The sequence below is a fragment of the Clostridium sp. genome (assembly GCF_029267215.1).
Taxonomy (GTDB): Bacteria; Bacillota; Clostridia; order Clostridiales; family Clostridiaceae; genus Sarcina.
In genome coordinates, this window is sequence record NZ_JARIDH010000016.1 from 1 (window position 1) to 22,991 (window position 22,991).

At 28.7% G+C, this 22,991-nt stretch carries 17 protein-coding genes and 1 pseudogene; 16 read left to right on the forward strand and 2 right to left on the reverse strand.

All coding sequences use genetic code 11. The features are described from left to right. The 3 genes and pseudogenes from Q1K13_RS01220 to Q1K13_RS01230 form a co-directional block, all read left to right on the forward strand. On the forward strand, positions 1-734 hold a 734-nt coding region (locus Q1K13_RS01220; RefSeq protein ID WP_300347036.1), incomplete at its 5' end, for an ABC transporter permease subunit. Position 735: 1 nt separating this feature from the next. Further along, positions 736-1,626, forward strand: coding sequence for a sugar ABC transporter permease (locus Q1K13_RS01225; protein ID WP_300347039.1), 891 nt, complete (start codon positions 736-738; stop codon positions 1,624-1,626). 461 nt (positions 1,627-2,087) lie between these two features. After that, positions 2,088-3,143 (forward strand): annotated as a pseudogene (locus Q1K13_RS01230) (IS30 family transposase). Between the two features lie 74 nt (positions 3,144-3,217). On the opposite strand, the gene Q1K13_RS01235 reads toward Q1K13_RS01230, so the two are convergent. Beyond that, entirely contained in the window at positions 3,218-3,829 is a 612-nt protein-coding gene (locus Q1K13_RS01235) for a cell wall hydrolase (protein WP_300347042.1), read from the reverse strand. Positions 3,830-3,898: 69 nt separating this feature from the next. Continuing rightward, positions 3,899-4,861 (reverse strand): hypothetical protein, encoded by a 963-nt coding sequence (locus Q1K13_RS01240; RefSeq protein ID WP_300347045.1) that lies wholly within the window; start codon positions 4,859-4,861, stop codon positions 3,899-3,901. A 160-nt stretch (positions 4,862-5,021) separates the two neighbouring features. On the opposite strand from Q1K13_RS01240, the gene cdaA reads away from it, so the two are divergent. From cdaA to Q1K13_RS01305, 13 genes are all read left to right on the forward strand, one after another. Next, complete coding sequence (gene cdaA, locus Q1K13_RS01245; RefSeq protein ID WP_300347048.1) at positions 5,022-5,879, forward strand: diadenylate cyclase CdaA; 858 nt, start codon at positions 5,022-5,024, stop codon at positions 5,877-5,879. Continuing rightward, complete coding sequence (locus tag Q1K13_RS01250) at positions 5,846-7,168, forward strand: CdaR family protein (RefSeq protein ID WP_300347051.1); 1,323 nt, start codon at positions 5,846-5,848, stop codon at positions 7,166-7,168. Before cdaA ends, Q1K13_RS01250 begins: the two co-directional genes overlap by 34 nt. A gap of 75 nt (positions 7,169-7,243) precedes the next feature. After that, complete coding sequence (locus tag Q1K13_RS01255; protein ID WP_300347054.1) at positions 7,244-8,845, forward strand: NAD(P)/FAD-dependent oxidoreductase; 1,602 nt, start codon at positions 7,244-7,246, stop codon at positions 8,843-8,845. 180 nt (positions 8,846-9,025) lie between these two features. After that, positions 9,026-9,934, forward strand: a complete 909-nt coding sequence (gene ptb, locus Q1K13_RS01260; protein WP_300347057.1) for a phosphate butyryltransferase — start codon at positions 9,026-9,028, stop codon at positions 9,932-9,934. Positions 9,935-9,959: 25 nt separating this feature from the next. Next, entirely contained in the window at positions 9,960-11,030 is a 1,071-nt protein-coding gene (gene buk / locus Q1K13_RS01265; RefSeq protein WP_300347060.1) for a butyrate kinase, read from the forward strand. A gap of 228 nt (positions 11,031-11,258) precedes the next feature. After that, entirely contained in the window at positions 11,259-12,977 is a 1,719-nt protein-coding gene (locus Q1K13_RS01270) for a ferredoxin hydrogenase (protein ID WP_300347063.1), read from the forward strand. A gap of 671 nt (positions 12,978-13,648) precedes the next feature. Beyond that, complete coding sequence (locus Q1K13_RS01275; RefSeq protein WP_300347066.1) at positions 13,649-14,758, forward strand: ABC transporter ATP-binding protein; 1,110 nt, start codon at positions 13,649-13,651, stop codon at positions 14,756-14,758. A gap of 34 nt (positions 14,759-14,792) precedes the next feature. Next, positions 14,793-15,743 (forward strand): PucR family transcriptional regulator, encoded by a 951-nt coding sequence (locus tag Q1K13_RS01280; RefSeq protein WP_300347069.1) that lies wholly within the window; start codon positions 14,793-14,795, stop codon positions 15,741-15,743. A gap of 516 nt (positions 15,744-16,259) precedes the next feature. Continuing rightward, positions 16,260-17,477: a sugar ABC transporter substrate-binding protein gene (locus tag Q1K13_RS01285; RefSeq protein ID WP_300347072.1), complete on the forward strand. Its 1,218-nt coding sequence runs from the start codon at positions 16,260-16,262 to the stop codon at positions 17,475-17,477. Between the two features lie 89 nt (positions 17,478-17,566). Continuing rightward, on the forward strand, positions 17,567-18,520 hold the full coding sequence (locus Q1K13_RS01290) for a carbohydrate ABC transporter permease (protein ID WP_300347075.1): 954 nt from the start codon (positions 17,567-17,569) through the stop codon (positions 18,518-18,520). 1 nt (position 18,521) lies between these two features. After that, complete coding sequence (locus Q1K13_RS01295; RefSeq protein ID WP_300347077.1) at positions 18,522-19,415, forward strand: sugar ABC transporter permease; 894 nt, start codon at positions 18,522-18,524, stop codon at positions 19,413-19,415. Between the two features lie 374 nt (positions 19,416-19,789). Next, entirely contained in the window at positions 19,790-20,809 is a 1,020-nt protein-coding gene (locus Q1K13_RS01300) for a LacI family DNA-binding transcriptional regulator (protein WP_300347080.1), read from the forward strand. 16 nt (positions 20,810-20,825) lie between these two features. Further along, the gene (locus Q1K13_RS01305; protein ID WP_300347083.1) at positions 20,826-22,967 is read left to right on the forward strand and encodes a TIM-barrel domain-containing protein; all 2,142 of its coding nucleotides are present in this window, start codon (positions 20,826-20,828) and stop codon (positions 22,965-22,967) included. Positions 22,968-22,991 lie beyond the last annotated feature (24 nt).

The window sequence follows — 22,991 nt, forward strand, 5'->3', positions numbered from 1 at the left end:
GACCATTAAAAGAAGTGTTTTTACCAGTGTTTGGATGGACAATAGTGGTGGCAACATTAATAACCTTTGGAAGTTTTGCATTAGGATTAATTTTTGCAATAATACTATCTAATGAAGATATGAAAGAATCTTTTATTTATAAAGGAATATTAATATTACCTTGGGCTTTACCTGCAACAATTATAATAATAGCATTCCAAGGATTATTAAATAGTCAATATGGAGCTATAAATCAACTTTTACTTAATTTACATATTATAAAAGAACCTATTATGTGGCTTACCACAGTAATGCCAGCTAGATTAGCTTTAATTTTAGTAAGTATTTGGATTGGTTTCCCATATATGATGAATGTATGCTTAGGAGGATTATCATCAATTCAAGATACATATTATGAAGCGGCAGATATTGATGGAGCTAATGAATTTCAGAAATTCTTTAAAATAACACTTCCATGTCTTACAAGAACAGCTTATCCTTTATTAATTGGATCATGGGCAATGAATTTTGGTAACTTTGGAGTAGCATTCTTATTATTCAAAGGTGGACCAGTTAGACCAAACTCACCATTTGCAGGATATACTGATATATTAGGGTCAGCAGCATATAAAATGTCAACTCAATTTGGTAGATTCGAATTAGCAGCCACACTATCAATATTAATGTTTATTATTGTTGGTGTAATTTCATTTATTCAAATGAGAGCATCAGGACAGTTTAAAGAGGTGGATTAATATGATTAGTAAAGTTATAAGAAACAAAGAATTAGCAACAACATTGGTTTATAAGAAAAAAATAAATAAAAAAAGAAGAGTTAAGCTTTGGATAAGTAGGTTATTTTTATGGGTATCAATACTTATAATAATTTTCCCAATATGGGCTATTATATCAGCTTCATTATCTCCTGGGACAAGCTTTTATGAAAATGGAATAATTCCTAAGGTAGTAACTTTTGACAACTATAAATATATATTTCAAGAAACAGATTTCTTAATATGGATTAAAAATAGTTTAATAGTATGTTTATTTGTGTCAATTGTACAAGTTATAATGACTTTGCCAGCAGCATATGCCTTTAGTAGATTGAAATTTGCGGGAAAAAAATATGGATTAATGACACTTTTAATACTTCAAATGTTCCCAGCAACAATGGCAATTCCAGCTATATTATCAATTGCGTATAAGTTACCATTTGGTATGGATAATATACCGTTTTTAATAATAGTTTTATGTGGTTCAAGTGCTTATAATATATGGCTTATGAAAGGTTTTGTTGATGGAATACCTAAAGAGTTAGATGAATCAGGGTATGTTGATGGAGCGTCGCATTTTACAATATTTATAAAAATAATTCTTCCATTGTCAGTACCTATGTTAATAGTAATATTCTTCTTCTCATTTATAGGTACTTTCGGTGAATTCATGATTTCAGCTGCTCTTTTAAAAGCTCCAGAAGTAAAAACATTGATGCTTGGTTTAAATGGTATGATGAATAGTGGATCTACTACAAGTTGGCCTATTTATGCAGCTGCTTCAATAGTTTCTACAATTCCTATAATGATTATATTTATATCAATTCAAAAATTTATAGCAAAAGGCTTAGTAGCTGGGGCTGTAAAAGAATAGAAAATATTAAGAGAAACTATACAAATAAAATATATAACTAAAATTATAGTAGTTATTATTGAAAACATTTCTATTTTTAGAATATTAACTTCTTAGAAATAGATAAGTATATACAATAAAAAAACTTCAAAGTTTAGATATTCTATTATACTTGAAAATAATATCATAAAATGTAACTGGAAAATTAAATAATATGAAATCTATATTTAGTAAGCAATATTTTATTGTTTTAATTTCAATTATAATAGGGAGAGCATCCATGGCAGTAACCCTAAGAAGATATAAAACAGCAATTAAAATTTAGAGTGTAATTTTTATTATAATTTCCTTAAATTGCAAGATTAAATTATATAAAAGCTTAATTGTAAAATGAAATTGAACTAAATAAAAAATCCATGGTGGATTAAACTGTGTTATGATTTAATCGCGAAACAAAATACAACACACGGAGGATAATCACCATGGAGTATCAAAATCATAACACAGAGTCAAGAAAAAATAAATACTTAAATATGAAAGAGCGTATGATAGTTGAAATACGTCTTAAAGATGGATTTTCAGCTTACAAAATAGCAAAAGAACTAAATAGGCCTATAAACACCGTTTTAAACGAAATACGCCGTGGTACTACTAAGCAAATTAAGCAAGTCAAAGAATTTAATGTGTATTTTGCTGATACTGGTGAAGCTGTTTATAAGAAGAATCGCTTAAAATCTAGACGTAAATACAAACTATTAGAATGTAGTGATTTTATAAAATATGTAGTTGATAAAGTTAAGAATGATGACTGGTCTTTAGATGCATGTGTTGGTGAAGCTCTGCATTCATGTAGATTTAGTCCTTCTCAAATTATTTCAACAAAAACGCTTTATAACTATGTAGACCTTGGCTTATTACCTATAAAAAATATAGATTTACCAGCTAAACTTCATAGAAATAAAAAGTCTACTAGAGTAAGAAATAATAAGAAAAAGCTTGGCACTAGCATTTCAGATCGTCCTAATTCTATTGAAAACCGTGAAGAATTTGGACATTGGGAAATAGACTGTGTATTAGGTGAAAAATCTAACATAGATAACGTTTTGATAACACTTGTCGAGCGTAAAACTAGGTATGCTATAATATCTAAAATGCCTGCCCATTCAGCAATATCTGTTACAAATACCATTGAGAAGATTAAAGAGTTTTTTGGTAGTAAATTTAGCGAAGTATTTAAGAGTATAACTGCTGATAATGGATCTGAATTTGCAGATTTATCAGAACTTGAACAAAAAACTGAAACTAAAACAAAAGTGTATTTCACTCATCCATATTCTTCATTTGAAAAAGGTACAAATGAGCGGCATAATGGCTTAATTAGACGTTTTATCCCAAAGGGAAAACGAATTTCAGACTACTCACTTGAAACTATATCTTTCATAGAAAATTAGATAAATACTCTTCCTAGAAAGCTTCTTGATTACAAGACTCCGGAAGAGTTATTTGAAATACACTTAGATGAAATATATTCATTATAATAATTAATTTTTAAATCATAATTAAGGACTAGTTCAATTTGATTTTGCAATTTATAAACTAGTTTTTTATTAATTCAATTAACATTAAAGAAAACATGTTGACCTATGCTTTTTATTCCTGTTTTTTCAATGTTTTTCATCCACGAGCATGTAGAAATCTTAGGGTTGTAAAAATATAATGCTTCATTTGTTGGATCATTGCCTTCTATAGCTTTTATGACAGCATCATAGCTATCATTATCAGGTACTGTGTTAATTTTTCCATCTCTAACACAGGAAAAAGCATTTTTTTGAGTAACTACTCCTTCAACTGTATTTGGAAAATGGGAGTCAGTTGCTCTATTTAATATTACTGAAGCAACGGCTACTTTTCCGTCAAAAGGTTCACCTTTACTTTCTGCATATACAACTTGAGACATTAAGTATATATCATCCTTTGTTAGTGGAATAGTGCAGCTTGAATTTTTAAATACTGCAACAACTTCATCAGCTGTATTAAGGTTTAAGGCAGAATGAGTTGCTTCATTTGGATTAGTAGCTAATTGTACTAAGCCTATATAATCATTTTTGGTTACATGCTCATTTGAATGAGAAGTTGCTAAAATTTCCTTAGCGTTAATATTTATAATTAGGAATAAGGCGAAGGCAAAAAAGAATAAGTAGTAATTATTAATATTCTTTCTCATAAGAACCTCCTTTTGGTAATTATTTTACTTTGTATATTGTAACCAAAAAAACATAGATAATACGTATTTTTAATTTTTAATGTAAGCATCTAAGCATTTTTCAACGGCATTAAGGGAGGATAAAAATTCGTTAAAAAGTTTTTCAGATTTATCATAATACTCATCAGCATTGTTTTTACCATCAATTTCATCTATTAAGCCTTTGCGGAAATAGTTTATATAAGTACCATAGGCTTTTAATGATTTTTCTAAAGCTATGAATGAATCGTTAGCCTTTTCAGGTATTGGAAGAGAATATAAATCATTTTTAAGCTCTTGAAGAGATTCATTTTTATTATCTATATCATTAATTAATACTTTCAAATCTCTATTAGAATTCTTTATTAATTTAGCAGTTTCAAATAATTTCTCGTCCATTGAAGAAAGCTTTAAAAGGATAGATTTCATAGCAACAATAAAATCATTTTTACGGTTTTGCATAAATTTTTTATCTCTATTACTTTTTATTAATTCATTTATATAATAAAAAATATCTTTAAGATAGGAATTATTTTCTTTGTAAAGATAAATAGGCACAAGGTTAGCTCTACAAATATAATAATAATTTTCACATTCTTCTTTTAGTTTTAATATAACTTCATATTCGGATGAAATCTTTGATGAATCAGGATTATTTAATATATTTAATATTCCATTATAAAGTTCTTTGTTTTTATCTAATCCATTAGAAAGAGAGTTTAATAAATCTTTTCTTTTTGGAGAAACTGATAAAGATTTTAAATCATTTTCTATTATTGAAATTTTAGAAAGTTTATTTTCAATAGATTTTATATAATTTTCAGATGTTATGTTTTCCTTTTCTAGTTCATTTGTTAGATTAATTTCAGATATGGAACGTCCTAAATCTTCTATTAAGGATTTTTCATTATTAGATCTTATAAATGAGAAGCCTAGTACAAATAGAAGAATAAGAACACCGAATATTATATATATTAATGAGTTATCAATATACTTTTTATATTTGAATTTCATTTTGCATACCTCCATATATTTTTTTTTATTAAAATATATGAAAGAATATATGATAACATTACTTAGAATATGTAAAACTATGAATAAATCTTATAAAATATATTTTATAATCTTATTTTTATTGTATAATTTAATTGTTACAGTAATGGAGGTGAGTTTGATGCAAGAATTGATCATGATATTTACAAACAGTTTGAAAGATGTAACGATTTGGTCAGTTTTAGACATATTAATAGTTGCCTTTATATTTTATAAAGGATATATGCTTATTAAAGAGACTAGAGCAGAACAATTATTAAAAGGAATTTTATTAATACTAGTATTAATACCTATAAGTTATATTTTAAGGTTACAAATGCTTAATTTTATTCTTACAAAGACAATTACAATTGGGGTATTATCAATAATTATTATTTTTCAACCAGAGATAAGAAGAGCCTTAGAACATATAGGAAGTACAGCATTTGATGATTTTCATGTTATTCAAGATGATGAAAAACTTGAAGAAGTTATAGATGAACTTGTTACAGCAGTAGAAAATATGGCTGAAACAAAAACAGGAGCATTAATTGCTATAGAACAAGGAACTGGATTGAATGAAATAATAAATACAGGAACCAATTTAGATGCTATAATAACATCTGCTTTAATAGAGAATATATTCTTTAAAAATACTCCGTTACATGATGGGGCAACAATAGTAAGAAATGATAGAATTGTGTCAGCAGGATGTGTTCTTCCTCTTACAAATAATAATAAAATAAATAAAAAATTAGGAACAAGACATAGAGCTGGTATTGGGTTATCTGAAAATTCAGATGCATTAGTTATTATTGTGTCTGAAGAAACAGGGGCAATATCGTTAGCTGTTAAAGGAAGACTTACTAGAAATTATGACGGTAAGAAACTTAAGAGTATTTTATTAAAGGTTATGAGAAATAGACGTGATAATAGAGGAAAATCTTACGGGGAGAAGGTGAGAGTATGCTTAAAAAAATTGAAGGGAAAAATTTCTTAGTAAAATTTATATGCTTACTACTATCTTTTTCACTTTGGTTGTACATAATAAATGTAGAAAATCCAGTTAGAGAATACACATTAAAGGGTGTACCAGTACAGATTGTTAATGCAGATATGCTTAAGGAATATAATTTGGTAATGGCACCTAATCAAAATTTAACTGTGGATTTAAATTTAGAAGGGCCGTCTAGTGATATATATAAAGTAAAAAAGGAACAGTTTAAAGTAGTATTGAATTTAGGAGCATATGTTTTAAAAGAAGGAGATAATAATATTCCAGTAGAGATAGCTAACTATCCTACTAATATAAATATAAAAAATAATGGTTTTTTAAGGGTTAATGTGGTTTTAGATAAATATCAAGAAAAAAGCCTTCCAATAGAGAGTAAAATAAAAGTTAATACTGAAAAGGGAACTTATGCAGATAAGATTTCAATAAATCCAGAAAATGCAACAGTATCAGGAGCACAATCCTTAGTTAATAAGATAAAATTCTTAGAAGTTAAAGGAGAAATAAATGATGTTAATAAGGCTGTAAATATGAGTTTACCAGTTGTTGCAATTGATGGAAGTGGAAATGAAATTGATAATGTGAAAATAAATCCAAGTAAAGTTGATGTATCATTTGGAGTTAAAAAATCAAAAGAAGTCCCTGTAAATATAATAACAACAGGCACACCAAAAGAAGGATTAGCATTAAAATCTATCACACCAAGTGTGACAAAGGTTATATTGTTAGGTTCAGAGGATGCATTAAGTAAAGTGAATTTTGTAGAATCTTCTCCAATAGATATTTCACAGTTTGGTGATGATTCTGAGGTATCAACAGTTTTAAAAATACCAAATGGTGTTACTCTTGAATCAAGTAATTTAGCTCAAATAAAGGTTAAGTTAGCTTTTAGTAAGGATATACAAAAAGAAATAGAGGTTCCAGTAATTTTAGAGGGAACTTTAGAGGGTTATACTTCTGAAACTGATGTTAAAAATATAAAGGTAACAGTTGATGGACCAGAAGAAGTTGTTAATACCATTGATCCAAGTAAATTTGCGTATAAGATTAATGTATCAAAACTTAATGCTCAGGGAGAATCAGTTAAAGTTTCAATAACAAATCCTTTTGATAATATTAAGATAATTAAAACTGATCCAACAGAAGTAAAAGTAAGTTTTAAAAAGAATGAAGAGTCAGGAAATACTACAGAAAATAATAGTAATAAAACAAAGGTTTCAAAAGATTCGAAGACTGAGCCAGTAACTAACAACAAAACAACAAACAATAATCAATAAATTTTACCACAGATTACTTTAGAGTGATTCTGTGGTAAAATAATTTACTAAGGAAAATAAAATGGAGGAAAATTTATGACTATTAGAATAAATAATATTAGTTTAGATATAAATGAAGATTTAGAATTACTTAGAAATAAATTGTCCAAAAAACTTAGGATGTCTAAGAATGAAATTGGTGATATAAAAATAATAAAAGAATCAATAGATGCAAGAAAGAAAAATCTTATAAAATTCAATTATTGCGTAAACATAGAGCATAAGGATGAAGCAAAAATAGTTGCTAGACTTAATGATAAAGATGTTAAGATAGAAACTGTTAATTATGATTTCGATTTTGATTTTGGAAATAGGAAATTAGAACATAGACCAGTAGTTGTTGGTCTTGGACCAGCAGGACTTTTTGCGTCACTTTTACTAGCTAAAAAAGGATTTAATCCTATTGTTTTTGAAAGAGGAGAAGATGTTGATTCAAGAAGTAAGACAGTTGAAGAGTTTTGGAATACTGGAAAGCTAAATCCTGAATCTAATGTACAATTTGGAGAAGGGGGAGCAGGAGCTTTTTCAGATGGTAAGCTTACAACTAGAATAAAAGATACAAGATGTGATTTTGTTTTAGAGGCATTAGTTAGAAATGGTGCTCCAGAAGAAATAATATATAAAGGTAAACCTCATGTTGGAACAGACATATTAAAAAATGTTGTTAAAAATATAAGAAAAGAAATAATAAGACATGGTGGAGAAGTACATTTTAATTCAAGATTTGAAGGATTAATTAAGAAAGATAATAAATTAAAAGGAATTAAGGTAAATGGCGAAGAGGTTCCATGTGAAGTAGCTATATTAGCTTTAGGACATAGTTCAAGAGATACATATGAGATGTTATTTAATGAAGGTATATTCATGAAACAAAAACCTTTTGCTATAGGAGTAAGGGTAGAACATCCACAGGAAATTATAAATATAAGTCAGTTTGGAGAAAAGTATGCTAACCATCCAAGACTTAAAGCTGCAGAGTATAGATTAGCATATCAAAGTAAAACTTTAGATAGAGCTATATATTCTTTTTGTATGTGTCCAGGTGGAGTAGTTGTTAATGCTTCTTCAGAAGAAAAGAGATTATGCGTAAATGGAATGAGTTATCATGCAAGAGATAAGGAAAATGCTAACTCCGCTTTAGTTGTAACTGTTGGGCCAAATGATTTTGGGGGAGAACATCCTTTAGAAGGTATGAAATTCCAAAGGCATTATGAAGAGCTTGCTTTTAAATTAGGAGGAAGTAATTATAATACACCTATTCAATTATTAGGTGATTTTATGGAGGATAGGGTTTCAACTAAATTAGGTAAAGTAAATCCTAGTGTTTTAAGTAATGATTACAGATTTGAAGATTTAAGAAAATGTCTACCTTCTTATGTAATATCAGGAATAAAAGAAGGTATAGGTGATTTTGATAGAAAGATAAAAGGATTTGGTCATCCAGACAGTATATTAACAGGAATAGAAACAAGAACCTCAGCACCAGTTAGAATAGAGAGAAATGAAAAGCTTCAAAGTATTTCACTTCAAGGCTTATATCCAGCAGGAGAAGGTGCAGGGTTTGCAGGTGGAATAGTTTCAGCAGCTGTAGATGGATTAAAGGTCGCAGAAAATATAATGAAAGAATTTTATATTTAGAGTCTAAAAATTAAATGAAAAATAATAAATTGAATATTCTGAAAACTTATGTTTTCAGAATATTTTTTGGTAGAATATAGATAAGGTAGTTAATTTTGAAAAGAAAATTTGTGTAAGCAAATTTTTTTTATTTATAATTGTTATAAATTTAACAAAATTAAAGAAAGAGGATTGAGTATTATGGCTAAAAATTTTAATGAGTTATTTTCAAAACTAAGAGAAAATGGAATGAAGAAGGTTTCTGTTGCAGTAGCACAAGATGAGCCAGTTTTAGAAGCAGTAAGAGAAGCTAAAAAATTAGGTATAGCAGATGCTATTTTAGTAGGGAACGAAGAAAAAATTAAAGAAATTGCTAATAAAATTAATATGGATTTAAGAGATTTTGAAGTTATAAATGAACCGAATGATAAAAAAGCCGCGTTATTAGCAGTCGAGTTAGCTTCAACTGGAAAAACTGATATGGTTATGAAAGGATTAGTGGACACTGCTACATTCTTAAGAAGTGTATTAAATAAAGAAGTTGGATTAAGAACAGGACAATTAATGTCACATGTTTCTGTGTTTGAAATTCCAGGAATGGATAGATTGATGTTTTTAACAGATGCAGCTTTTAATACTTATCCAGAACTTAAAGATAAAGTTTCAATGATAAATAATTCAGTAAAAGTTGCTCATGCTTGTGGTGTTGAAATGCCTAAAGTAGCTGTTATAGGGGCAGTAGAGATTGTAAATCCTAATATGCCAGCAACTATAGATGCTGCATTATTATCAAAAATGAATGATAGAGGACAAATAAAAGGATGTATAGTTGATGGTCCATTTGCATTAGATAATGCAATATCAATAGAAGCCGCTGAACATAAAGGGGTTAAAGGAGAAGTTGCAGGGAAGGCTGATATATTATTATTACCTAATATAGATGTTGCAAATGTAATGTACAAAACTTTAACTTATATGTCAGAGTGTGAAAATGGTGGATTATTAGTCGGTACTTCAGCTCCAGTTATATTAACTTCTAGAGCGGATAGTTTTGAAACAAAAGTAAAATCAATAGCTATAGCTGCGGTTGTTGCTCATGATTTAAAATAATTAGTTTTTATGAGGGGGAGTATATATGGTATATAAATTATTAATAATAAATCCAGGTTCAACGTCTACAAAAATAGGTGTTTATGAAGGAGAAAAAGAAGTTTTAGAGGAGACTTTAAGACATTCAGCAGAAGAAATTTTAAAATATGATACAATATTTGATCAACTTCAATTTAGAAAAAATGTTATTTTAAATGTTTTGAAAGAAAAAGGTATTAACATAAATGAGTTAGATGCAGTAGTTGGCAGAGGAGGAATGCTTAAACCAATTGAAGGCGGAACTTATGAAGTTAATGAAGCTATGCTTGAGGATTTAAAGATTGGGGTACAAGGACAACATGCTTCAAACTTAGGTGGAATACTTTCAAATGAAATAGCAAAAGAAATTGGTAAGAGAGCATTTATAGTTGATCCAGTAGTTGTTGATGAAATGGAAGATGTAGCTAGGTTATCTGGTGTTCCAGAATTACCAAGGAAAAGTAAATTCCATGCATTAAATCAAAAAGCAGTTGCTAAAAGATATGCTAAAGAAAATAATAAGTCATATGATGATATAAATTTAATAGTTGTTCATATGGGAGGCGGAGTTTCAGTAGGAGCTCATAAAAATGGTAAAGTTATAGATGTTAATAATGCTTTAGATGGAGATGGTCCATTTTCACCAGAAAGAGCAGGGGGGGTACCTGCTGGAGATTTATTAAGATTATGCTTCTCAGGAGATTATACTAAAGATGATCTTTATAAGAAGATAGTAGGAAAAGGTGGGTTTGTTGCTTATGCTAATACAAACGATGCTAGAGATCTAATTAAACTATCACAGGAAGGTGATAAAGAAGGTTCTTTAATATTTGATGCATTTATATATCAAATAGCTAAAGAAATTGGATCTATGGCTGTTGTTTTAGATGGAAATATTGATGCAATAGTGTTAACTGGTGGAATTGCGTATAGTGATTATGTTACAAATGCTATAAATGAAAAAATAAAATGGATTGCACCGATGGTTGTATATGGTGGAGAAGATGAACTTTTAGCTTTAGCACAAGGTGCAATAAGAGTGTTAGATTGTATTGAAGAAGGGAAAATATATAAATAGATTAAAATCTTTTATAAAAGTTAAGATAATAATTATGTTTAAGGGAAGAATTTTGAAATTCTCCCTTAAATTTTGTTATAAAAAGGTATATATAGATGCTTGTATTGTTTATATTTTTTCAATATTATGTTAGAATAGTAACGATGATTTTTAAATTAACTGATTTTTACGATATATGGTTTGATGTTTAATATTTATCAAAAAAATCCAAAAAATTGGAGGAACAGCATGAATAAAATAATAATCAATGATAAAACTATCGAATTTGATGGTGATAAAACTATACTTGACTTAGCTAGAGAAAATGGATTTGACATTCCTGTACTTTGCGAGTTGAAAAATTGCGGAAACAAAGGACAATGTGGAGTTTGTCTTGTTGAGCAAGAAGGAAATGATAGACTATTGAGATCTTGTGCTATAAAAGCTAAAGATGGAATGGTTATAAAAACTGATAGTGAAAAAGTTATAGAAGCTAGAAAAGAAAGAGTAGCTGAACTTTTAGATGAGCATGAATTTAAATGTGGACCTTGTAAAAGAAGAGAAAATTGTGAATTCTTAAAATTAGTTATAAAGACTAAAGCAAGAGCTCATAAGCCATTTGTAGTTGCTGATAAATCAGAATATGTAGATGATAGAAGTAAATCAATAGTTTTAGATAGATCTAAATGTGTTAAATGTGGTAGATGTGTTGCTGCATGTAGAACTAAGACAACAACTAACTCAATAAAATTTCATAGAATAGATGGAGTAAGATTAGTTGGACCAGAAGAATTAAAATGTTTTGATGATACAAACTGTTTATTATGTGGTCAATGCGTAGTTGCTTGTCCAGTTGATGCATTATCAGAAAAATCACATATTGAAAGAGTACAAGATGCATTAAACGATCCAGACACTCATGTAATAGTTGCTATGGCACCAGCTGTAAGAACATCAATGGGTGAATTATTTAAAATGGGTTATGGTCAAGATACTACTGGTAAGTTATATACTGCCTTAAGAAAATTAGGATTTGATAAAGTATTTGATATAAACTTTGGTGCTGACATGACTATTATGGAAGAAGCTACTGAGCTTATAGAAAGAATAAAAAATAATGGACCATTCCCAATGTTTACATCATGCTGTCCAGCATGGGTAAGAGAGGTTGAAAATTATTTCCCAGAATTATTAGGAAATCTTTCATCAGCTAAATCACCACAACAAATATTTGGAGCTGCATCAAAAACTTATTATCCACAAGTCGCTGAGATAGATCCTAAGAAAGTTTTTACAGTAACTGTAATGCCATGCACAGCTAAAAAATATGAAGCAGATAGACCGGAAATGGAAAATGAAGGTATAAGAAATATAGATGCTGTTGTAACTACAAGAGAATTAGCTAGAATGATAAAAGCTGCTAAAATAGACTTTGCTAACTTAGAAGATGGTGAAGTTGATCCAGCTATGGGCGAATATACTGGAGCAGGTGCTATATTCGGAGCTACAGGCGGAGTTATGGAAGCTGCAATAAGAACTGCTAAGGACTTCATGGAAAAAGCAGATTTAGAAAAAGTGGATTACGAAGTAGTTAGAGGATTAGAAGGAATAAAAGAAGCGAATATAGATATAGCTGGAAATCAATATAAGATAGCAGTAGTTAACGGGGCTTCTCATGTATTTGAACTTGTTAAATCAGGAAAACTTAATGATTATCACTTCATAGAAGTTATGGCTTGCCCAGGTGGATGTGTAAATGGTGGAGGACAACCACATGTTTCAGCTGAAGAAAGCGATAAGATTGATATAAGAGAAATCAGAGCTTCAGTTCTTTATAATCAAGACAAGCATTTAGCTAAGAGAAAATCACATCAAAACTCAGCATTATTAAAAATGTATAACACATATATGGGTGAACCAGGTCATGGAAAAGCTCATGAGTTATTACATCAAAAATATACTAAGTAATTAGTTTGAATTTTAAAAAGAGTATTTCTATTTTGAAATACTCTTTTTATTGTTTTTAGGTTTATTTAAAAGTGGTGTTATTTTTATAGAGGAACTTAAGATATAATTTAAACTAAATATTAATATTAATTTTATTAGGTTCTGTTTTAAACTAGTATTGATTTTAGATAGAACTGTAAGACAATCTTAATAAACAGTTTAGAGTTTCAATGAATATGGAAGAATAATAGCATTAAGAAGCAAAGTTGTTTTACTAAAGGGAGTTTCTTCGCTTTAACTATTATTCTTTAATATTCAAACTTAAATAAGAAGCACCTTCTCATATTCATTGGAAGAAGGTATAAGTTCAAAATAAAAAAATCCAAAATTTTGATTTTCACTTAAAGTTAAGTAAGTCTTATGGGATAGCTAAAATCAATACTCTCTTAAAATAGAACCTTTTATTGGAATAAAAATATAAAAAAGCTAAATATAATTTATATTTTTTGATTATTAAGTGCAATAATTTATCTATTAAAAGTAAAATTTGTACATGTTATTTAGATTATCATACAAAATTTAAAGAATTCTTTTGTAAATAATGCTTATAGATGAAAACGGTTAATTGTTATAAAATATAATCATAAAAGAAATTCGATAAGATAATTAGAGTTTGTGAGGGAGTATATAATATGGCAAATTTATCACTTAAACATATTTATAAAATTTATCCAGGAGATGTCACAGCGGTTAAGGACTTTAACTTAGAAATTGCTGATAAAGAGTTTATAGTATTCGTTGGACCATCAGGTTGTGGTAAGTCAACTACTTTAAGAATGATAGCTGGATTAGAGGAGATTTCAAAAGGTGAATTATTCATTGGAGATAGATTAGTTAATGAAGTTGAACCTAAGGAAAGAGATATAGCTATGGTTTTCCAAAGCTACGCATTATATCCACATATGACTGTATATGATAATATGGCATTTGGACTTAAGTTAAGAAAAGTTCCAAAGGAAGAAATAGATAAGAAAGTTAAAGATGCTGCCAAAATACTTGATATAGAGCATCTATTAGATAGAAAACCAAAGGCTTTATCAGGTGGACAAAGACAAAGGGTTGCTTTAGGAAGAGCTATAGTAAGAGAACCGAAAGTATTCTTAATGGACGAACCTTTATCAAACTTAGATGCTAAATTAAGAGTTCAAATGAGAACTGAGATTTCTAAGTTACATCAAAGATTACAAACTACATTTATATATGTAACACATGACCAGGTAGAAGCTATGACAATGGGTACAAGAATTGTTGTTATGAAAGATGGTATAGTTCAACAAGTTGACTCACCACAAGAAATATACAACAACCCAGCTAATATATTCGTTGCTGGATTCATTGGAAGTCCACAAATGAACTTTATAGAAGGTAAAATAAATGAAGAAGGCGGAAAATATTTTGCTTGTTTCCAAGGAGAGAAGATTGAAATGCCAATGGAAAAAGCTAGATTATTAAAAGAAAAAGGATATATTGGAAAAGATGTTATAATAGGTATAAGACCAGAGCATTTAGATGATGATTTAGAATTAATAGCTGCTAACCCAACAACTGTAATAAAATCAAAGGTTGAAGTTACTGAGTTAATGGGAGCTGAAAGTTATATCTACACTAAATTAGGTGAGCAAAATATCACTGCTAGAGTAAATGGAAGTACTCATTTACAAAATGGACAAGAAGCTAAATTCTACATTGATGCTACTAAAATCCATGTTTTTGATAAAGAAACTGAATTAAAATTAGTATAATAGTAGATAGCTTAAATATAGAGAGGTAATTAATATGTACAGTTTTCATAAGTTCTTAGAAGAGTTATATTCAAACACAAAGATACCTTTTAAGGTTACTTTAGATGAGGAAGAATTTTCACCATGTAATTTTAAGGAATTAAATGATGAAGAATTTATTTTTCAAGAGTTTAAAGTTAATAATGGGATATGTAAGATTATAACAGAAAAGAATTATGAAAGCTGTATTTCTTTATTAAAATATTTAATAGAAAGTAAGATTAAAGAAGTTTCTAATAATAAGGAGAAACTCATAAGAAAAGCTTTAAGTGGTATTCATATTGATAAAAATATTATTAATAGAGAACTAAATTTCCTAAAGGAAGGGTTCTATGTAATAAACATTTATTTATCATCTCATATCCAAGAAGGATTAGAGCTTATAAATGAATGCTATGATATTAAAAATATAGTTACTTTAATTAAAGATAATAATATAGTTATAATAGGTGCTTTAGAGGATGTTGAAGAACATGCAAACAGCATAAAGGATTCTATTGCATCAAATCTTTATACAAAGTGTTATATAAGTTATATGAAACTAAATAATATAAATGAAATTAAAGAGGCCTATGAGATAAATATGTCTAAAATAAATCTTGCAATAAAATATGATTTGGATGAAATGGTTTATGGTGAAAGAGATCTTCTCTTTGAAAACCTAGTTGATTCAATAGATAAAGAGTTGAAAAACAAGATGTATGAGGATTTTGGTTTAGGTTTTTCTAAATTAGACAGGGAAATGATTAAGACTATAGAAACATTTTTTAAATGTGGTCTTAATATAAGTGATGCATCTAAGGAATTATATGTACATAGAAATACTCTAATATATAGATTAGATAAAATTCAAAAGTGTACATCTTATGATTTAAGAAATTTTAATGAAGCTGTTATTTTTAAGATAGCTTTTCTAATATGGAGAGGTAAAGAGGGGAATAGATAAATTTTGAAGAGAGCATAGTAGAAATAACTATTGCTCTCTTTATTGTTTTTGAAGATAATGAAGTTTAAAGTATGTGTTTATTGATAGTAAATTCGTAGATAAAATTAATAAAATTTAAAACATATTTTACAGTTTAACATAAGATTTATGTAATATTATCTTTAAGATAATTTAAGATTTAGGTGAAATTAATAAAAATCTAAAAGTAGGAAATTAAAAAATAAGAACAAATAATTAACTTTAAATAAGTATATTATCATATTTAGACACAAAAAATTTAATTTATCAAAGAGATAAAAATATAAAAACTATACAAAAACTAGAAAAAGTTCAAAAAAATATTGAAAATGTTTTCGTAGTGGTATATAATGAAAATGAAAACGATACTAAAAACTTTTTGAAAAAGTATTTCTTTTTGGATAAAATATTTTTTTAAGATGTTTTGGTATCGTTTCCGAAATCGAGAGATGAAATCAACACATTTTAAACCAATTAACTTAAGAGGGGGATTTAAGAATGGGAAAACGTACTAAAATTCTAGCAACTGTAATGGCAACAACAATGCTTTTTGCAGGAACATTAGTAGGATGTGGAGGTTCAGGAAGTTCATCAAATGGAGAAAAAGAACTTACTGTATGGTCACATTTAACACAACCAGAAGTTGATGAAGTTAATAAAGTAGCTCAGAAATGGGGAAAAGAAAACGGAGTCAAAGTAAAAGTATTAACAGATAAATCAGATATGCAAGCATTTATTCAAGCTGCTAATAGTTCAAAAGGACCAGATATCATGTTTGGTTTAGCACATGATAACTTAGGAACATTCCAAAAGGCTGGAGTATTAGCAGAAGTTCCAAATGGAATAATTAAAGATGATGAATATGCATCACATCAAGTTTTAGACGCAGTAACAATTGGTGGAAAGAGATATGCTGTTCCAATAGCTCAGGAAACTACAGCACTTTTCTATAATAAAGATAAAGTTAAAGAAGTTCCAAAAACTATGGAAGATTTAGTAAAAGTAGCGAAATCTGGAGCAGGATTTGAATATGATATAAATAATTTCTATAATTCATATGGATTTATAGCAGCTGATGGTGGATATGTTTATAAAGATAACAATGGTACTTTAGATCCAAAGGATATTGGACTAGCTACACCAGGAGCAATAAAAGGCTATACTTTCATTCAAGATTTAGTTCAAAAAGATAAATTGATGAAACCAGATATAACAGGAGATATAGCTAAAGGTGATTTCTTAGCTAAGAAATCAGGATTCTATATTTCAGGACCATGGGATGTAGCAGCATTCAAAGATGGTGGAGTAAACTTTGGAGTAGCTCCAATGCCAACATTATTTGGTAAGAATGTTCCTACTTTCTTAGGAGTTCAAACTGCTTTCGTAAGTGAAAAATCTAAAAATAAAGATTTAGCATGGAAATTAGTTAAATACTTATCAGAAAATACTGGAGATATCTTATTACAAAAAGGTAATAGAATACCTGTATTAAAGAAATATATAGATAGCAAAGAATTTAAAGAAAATAAATATATGAGTGCTTTCGCAGAACAAGCTAAGAATGCTACTCCAATGCCTAATATACCTGCAATTCAAGCAATGTGGGGACCTGCTGGAGCTAACTTACAATTATTAACTTCAGGAAAAGAAACTCCACAACAATGTGCAGAAACAACAGTTAAACAAATAGAACAAGGTATAGCACAACAAAAATAATTCAGAAAATAATTTTATAGGGGGATTTAATCCCCCTTATTTATAAGAAGTTAGTCTAAATAAGAGGTATTTAGGAGGCGAGAGAAAGGATGCAATCTGTATCAGATCAAAAAGCAACTAAGAGAAAGAAAAGCTTACAAGAAACAATTAAAGCTACACCGTATTTATTGCCAGGATTAATAACAATACTTATACTGACAATTTGTCCTATAATATATACTATATACATTGCTTTTACTGATTATACAATGTTTAGTGGAAGCGATATAAAATTTGTTGGTTTTAAAAACTTCACTGATGTTTTAACTGGACCTTTTAAAGAAATTTTCTTTCCTGTATTTGGTTGGAACTTATTATTTGCAATATTTTCAACACTAGGAACTTTCTTTCTAGGACTAATAGTTGCAATGGCAATTAACAATCCAAATATGAAAGAAAGAGCAATATATAGAGCATTATTAATAATTCCATGGGCTTTACCAGCCACAGTAGCCATATTATCATGGCAAGGGCTTTTAAATGGAAGCTATGGGGCAATAAATAACTTATTAGTAAATTTACATATAATATCACAACCAATTCCTTGGTTAACAGATCCTGAGTTTGCAAGATTTGCAATCATCATGGTTAATATATGGCTAGGATTCCCATACATGATGAATATTTGTTTAGGAGCTTTAGGCGGAATACCAAAGAGTTATTATGAAGCAGCAGATGTTGATGGAGCAAGTAAATGGCTTCAATTTAGAAAGATAACATTACCAACATTAGCTAATGTTTCTTATCCATTATTAATTTCATCATTTGCATTTAACTTCAATAACTTTGGTTCAGCATTCTTAATTACTAAGGGTGGTCCAGCAAGACTTAATACTCAATTTGCAGGTTACACAGATATTTTAGCATCTGTAAACTATAAATTATCAACTCAATTTGGTAGATTTGAAATAGCTTCTGCATTAAGTATTTTAATATTCTTATTATTAGGAACTATGTCATATTTTCAAATGAAATACAGTGGACAATTTGAGGAGGTAGATTAAAATGCAAAGTAAAGTACAAAAACCAAGTGGAGTAGTTACTACCTCTCAATTTAAATATGAAAAGAAAATGAGACCAGCAGAGAAAAGAACTTTGTGGATATCAAGAATATTTATATGGTTTATGTTATTAGTAGTATTATTCCCTATATTTTCAATAGTTTCAGCATCAATGGCTAAGGGAGAAGCTTTCACACAAACAAGTTTACTTCCTCAAGCATGGACTTTAGAAAATTATAAAAAAGTTTTAACAGAAACAAATTTCTTAATTTGGCTTAAAAACTCAATAATAGTATGTACAGCGACAGCAATAATACAATTATTATTAACAGTACCTATGGCCTTTGCTTTCTCAAGAATGAAATTCTGGGGCAGAAAAAAGGGATTAATGATGTTGTTATTACTTCAAATGTTCCCAACAGCTATGGCTTTACCAGCTATATTAGCTTTAGCTTATAGATGGAATGGTATGGACCATTTAATTACATTAATAATTATAGGAACAGGTGCAAGTGCATATAATATATGGCTACTTAAAGGAGCTATAGATGGTATTCCTAAAGAATTAACAGAGGCAGCTTATGTTGATGGAGCTACTACTTGGCAGACTTTCTTAACAATAATATTACCATTATTAAGAAATATGCTTCTAGTAATATTCCTATTCTCATTCATAGGTTCATATAGTGAATTCGTATTCTCATCAGCCTTATTAAAAGAACCAGAAGCTTTAACACTTGCTGTAGGAATGCAACAGTTTATTACAAATAACTTCTCAGCTAACTGGACACAGTACTCAGCAGCTGCAATAATGGCTTCAATTCCAATAGTTGTATTTGCTAGTGCAACCCAAAAATACATGGCTGAAGGTTTAACAGCTGGATCAGTTAAAGGCTAAATTTTAATATAATAAATAATTTTTACTGGGACAAATACTTAGGATAATTTAGATACTTCTTATATATAAATAATGTATGGATAAATAGTATGAAACGGAAAATACTAATAGAAGAAATCTAAAAAGATTTCTTCTAAATCCATCTTATATAATTAGTAAAAGGGTTAATGAAATTTTTGAAGTATTAGTGATGAAAAAAATTCAATTTAGTTTTTAAGAAAATATAATTTTAAAAATAATTGAATTTTATTATAATTTCTTTAAACTCTTAAAAGTACTATTGCTAATGCTTTTCTTGAGGGTTATAATTTAAGTTGGTATCGTTACCGAAATTATTTCCAATCTTAAAGAGAAAACTGAATCAGGAGGGTCTTATGAATATAAAAGATATAGCAAAACTTGCTGGTGTTGGTGTTAGTACAGTATCAAGAGTTATAAATGAACATCCTGATGTTAAGGATGAAACAAGAGAAAAAATATTAAGAATAATAAAAGAAAGTAATTATATACCTAATAATAGTGCTAGAATTCTTAAAAAGAATATTACAAAAAATATTGGAGTTTTAGTTAAAGGAGTATTCAATCCATTTTTTGCAGAGATGATAAATATTATAGGAAGTAGAATAACAGAGGCTGGATATACAATGATACTTCAGCAAAATGATTATACTACAGAGGATGATGTTGATAATTTAATAGCCTTTGTAAAAGAAAAAAAACTTCAGGGAATTATTTGTTTGGGAGGAAACTTCTTAAACATAAATGATGAGAGCTTTCAATTTTTAGACATACCAGTTGTATTAACATCAGTTAATACAATGTCTAATGAAAGTAAAAGTAAGTATTCTTCAATAGGAATAGATAATATTTTATCGGCAAAAGAGGCAACACAATATCTTATAGATAAGGGGCATAATAACATTGCAATGTTATTGGGAGAAAAAAATGATGTTGGAATAAGTGGCCTTAGATTAGAAGGATATAAGGAAGCTTTAAAGAAAAATAACATAGAATTTTTAGATGAAAATGTATTAATAGGTGACTATAGTTATGAGGGAGCTTATAAGAATACACTTGAAATTTTAAACAATAGAAAAGATATTACAGCCATATTTTCAATATCAGATATTATGGCAGTAGGTGCAGCTAAGGCGGTTTTAGATAAAGGGTTGAAGGTTGGAGAAGATATATCAATAGTTGGATTTGATGGAATGGATATTAGCAAATATTATAATCCAGGAATAACAACTGTAAAACAGCCTAAAAAGCAGATGGCAAATAATAGCATAGATTTATTGCTTGCTTTATTAGCTAAGAAAGAAGAACATAAGCATATAATTTTTGAAACTAAGGTAATTGAGAGGGACTCATGTAAGAATATGAGAACCTCATAAAATGGAGGGAAATGAAATGAGAAGTAATGTGGTTAATAATCAAATAATTAAATATACTTTTGGAACTCCTTTTAATACAGAATCAGTTGTTTTAAAAGAAGGAAAAGAATTACATGAAAAAGAAATAAAATACTTTAAATTTGAAAATAACACTCTTATATTTGAACTTAAAGATGAAGATTTAGTTTATGGATTAGGGGAAAATGTTAGAGGATTAAATAAAAGAGGTTGGGTGTATGAAAGCTTCTGTACAGATGATTTTTCACATACACCAGAAAAGAAAAGTCTTTATGGAGCACATAACTTCATAATGATTTATGGAGAAAAAACTTTTGGATTATTCATAGATCATCCAGGAAGAGTAAAGTTTGATGTTGGATACACAAACAGTAATGAGTTAAAAATAACTTTAGATGATGACAATTTCGCTTTATATATTATAGAAGGTGAAAGTTTAAATAAAATAACTAAGAATTTCAGAGAACTTATAGGTAAGAGTTATGTAGCACCTAAGTGGGGATTTGGAGTTCAACAAAGTAGATGGAGCTATAAAGATAGACATGAAGTTCTTGAAGTTCTTGACAATTACGAAAATTCACAACTTCCTATTGATTGTTTATACCTTGATATTGATTACATGGAGGATTTCAAGAACTTTACTATAAATAAAAAAGCTTTCCCAGAGTTTGAAAGCTTTGTTAAGGAAATAAAAGAAAGAGGAGTAAGACTTATCCCTATAATTGATGCAGGTTGTAAAATTGAAGATGGATATGATGTTTATGAAGAAGGGGTTAAAAATGGATATTACTGCTTAGATGAAGATGGACAACCTTTTGTTGCGGCAGTTTGGCCAGGAAGAGTTTTATTCCCAGACTTTTTAAATAAAGATGCTAGAAAATGGTTTGGTAGTAAGTATAAATTTTTAACTGATAAAGGAATCGAAGGATTCTGGAATGATATGAATGAACCAGCTATATTCTATTCAGAAAAAAGATTAAATGAAGCTTTTGAAAAAATATCAGAAGCTAAAGGTAAAAATTTAGGAATATACGATTATTTTGATGTTAAGGATACATTCCCAAGACTTCAAAATAGTATGGAAGATTATCAAAGTTTCTATCATAGAGTAGGAAATGAAAAAGTAAGACATGATAAAGTTCATAATTTATTTGGATTTAATATGACAAGAGCTGCTTTTGAGGGATTAGAAAATATAGAAGAAAATAAGAGATTCTTATTATTCTCTAGAGCTTCAATAGTAGGTATGCATAGATTTGGTGGAATATGGACTGGAGATAACATGTCTTGGTGGGAACACATTAAATTAAACATGCAGATGATGTCAAATATCAACATGTGTGGATTTATTTACACAGGTGCTGATTGTGGAGGATTCGGTGGAGATGCTACAGAAGATTTAGTTATAAGATGGTCACAATTTAGTATGTTTACACCTTTATTTAGAAATCATGCAGCTTTAGGTACTAGACACCAAGAACCATATTCATTTAGAGGTGAAAGTGTTGATGTATTAAAAAATATTTTGGAGTTAAGATATGTAATGGTTCCATATCTATATAGTGAATATATGAAAGCTGTTTTAAATAATGAAATGTATTTCAAACCATTAACATTTGAGTACAATGATAAATTTGTTAAGAGAATCGAAGATCAGTTACTTTTAGGAGATAGCTTAATGGTAGCTCCTATATATGAACAAAATTCTTTAGGAAGATATGTTTACCTTCCAGAAGAAATGCTTTTATGGAGAGCTAGAAAATATGATGATGGTGATTATGAAGTTTTAGGACAAGGTCATCATTATATAGATGCTAAATTAAATGAAGTACCAATGTTCATAAGAAAAAATAAAATAGTAACAATGGCAAGTAAACCAAGTAAAAGGGTGGAAGATTTAGACACTAGTAGATTAAACTTAGTTGCTTTTGTTGATGATGAAGCTGAATACATCTATTACAATGATGATGGAATCACTAAAAATTATGAAAAAGGTGATTTTGAAGAGCTTAAAGTTAAAATTAAAAAAGTTGATTCAGATTATAAAGTAACAGTAGATAATAATTCAAAAGTTAGAAATTTAAATATAAAAATATTTGATTTAAATAAAAAAGTAATTGAGAAGGAAATATTAGTTTAGTAATTAATACTAGGGGGAAGTAAT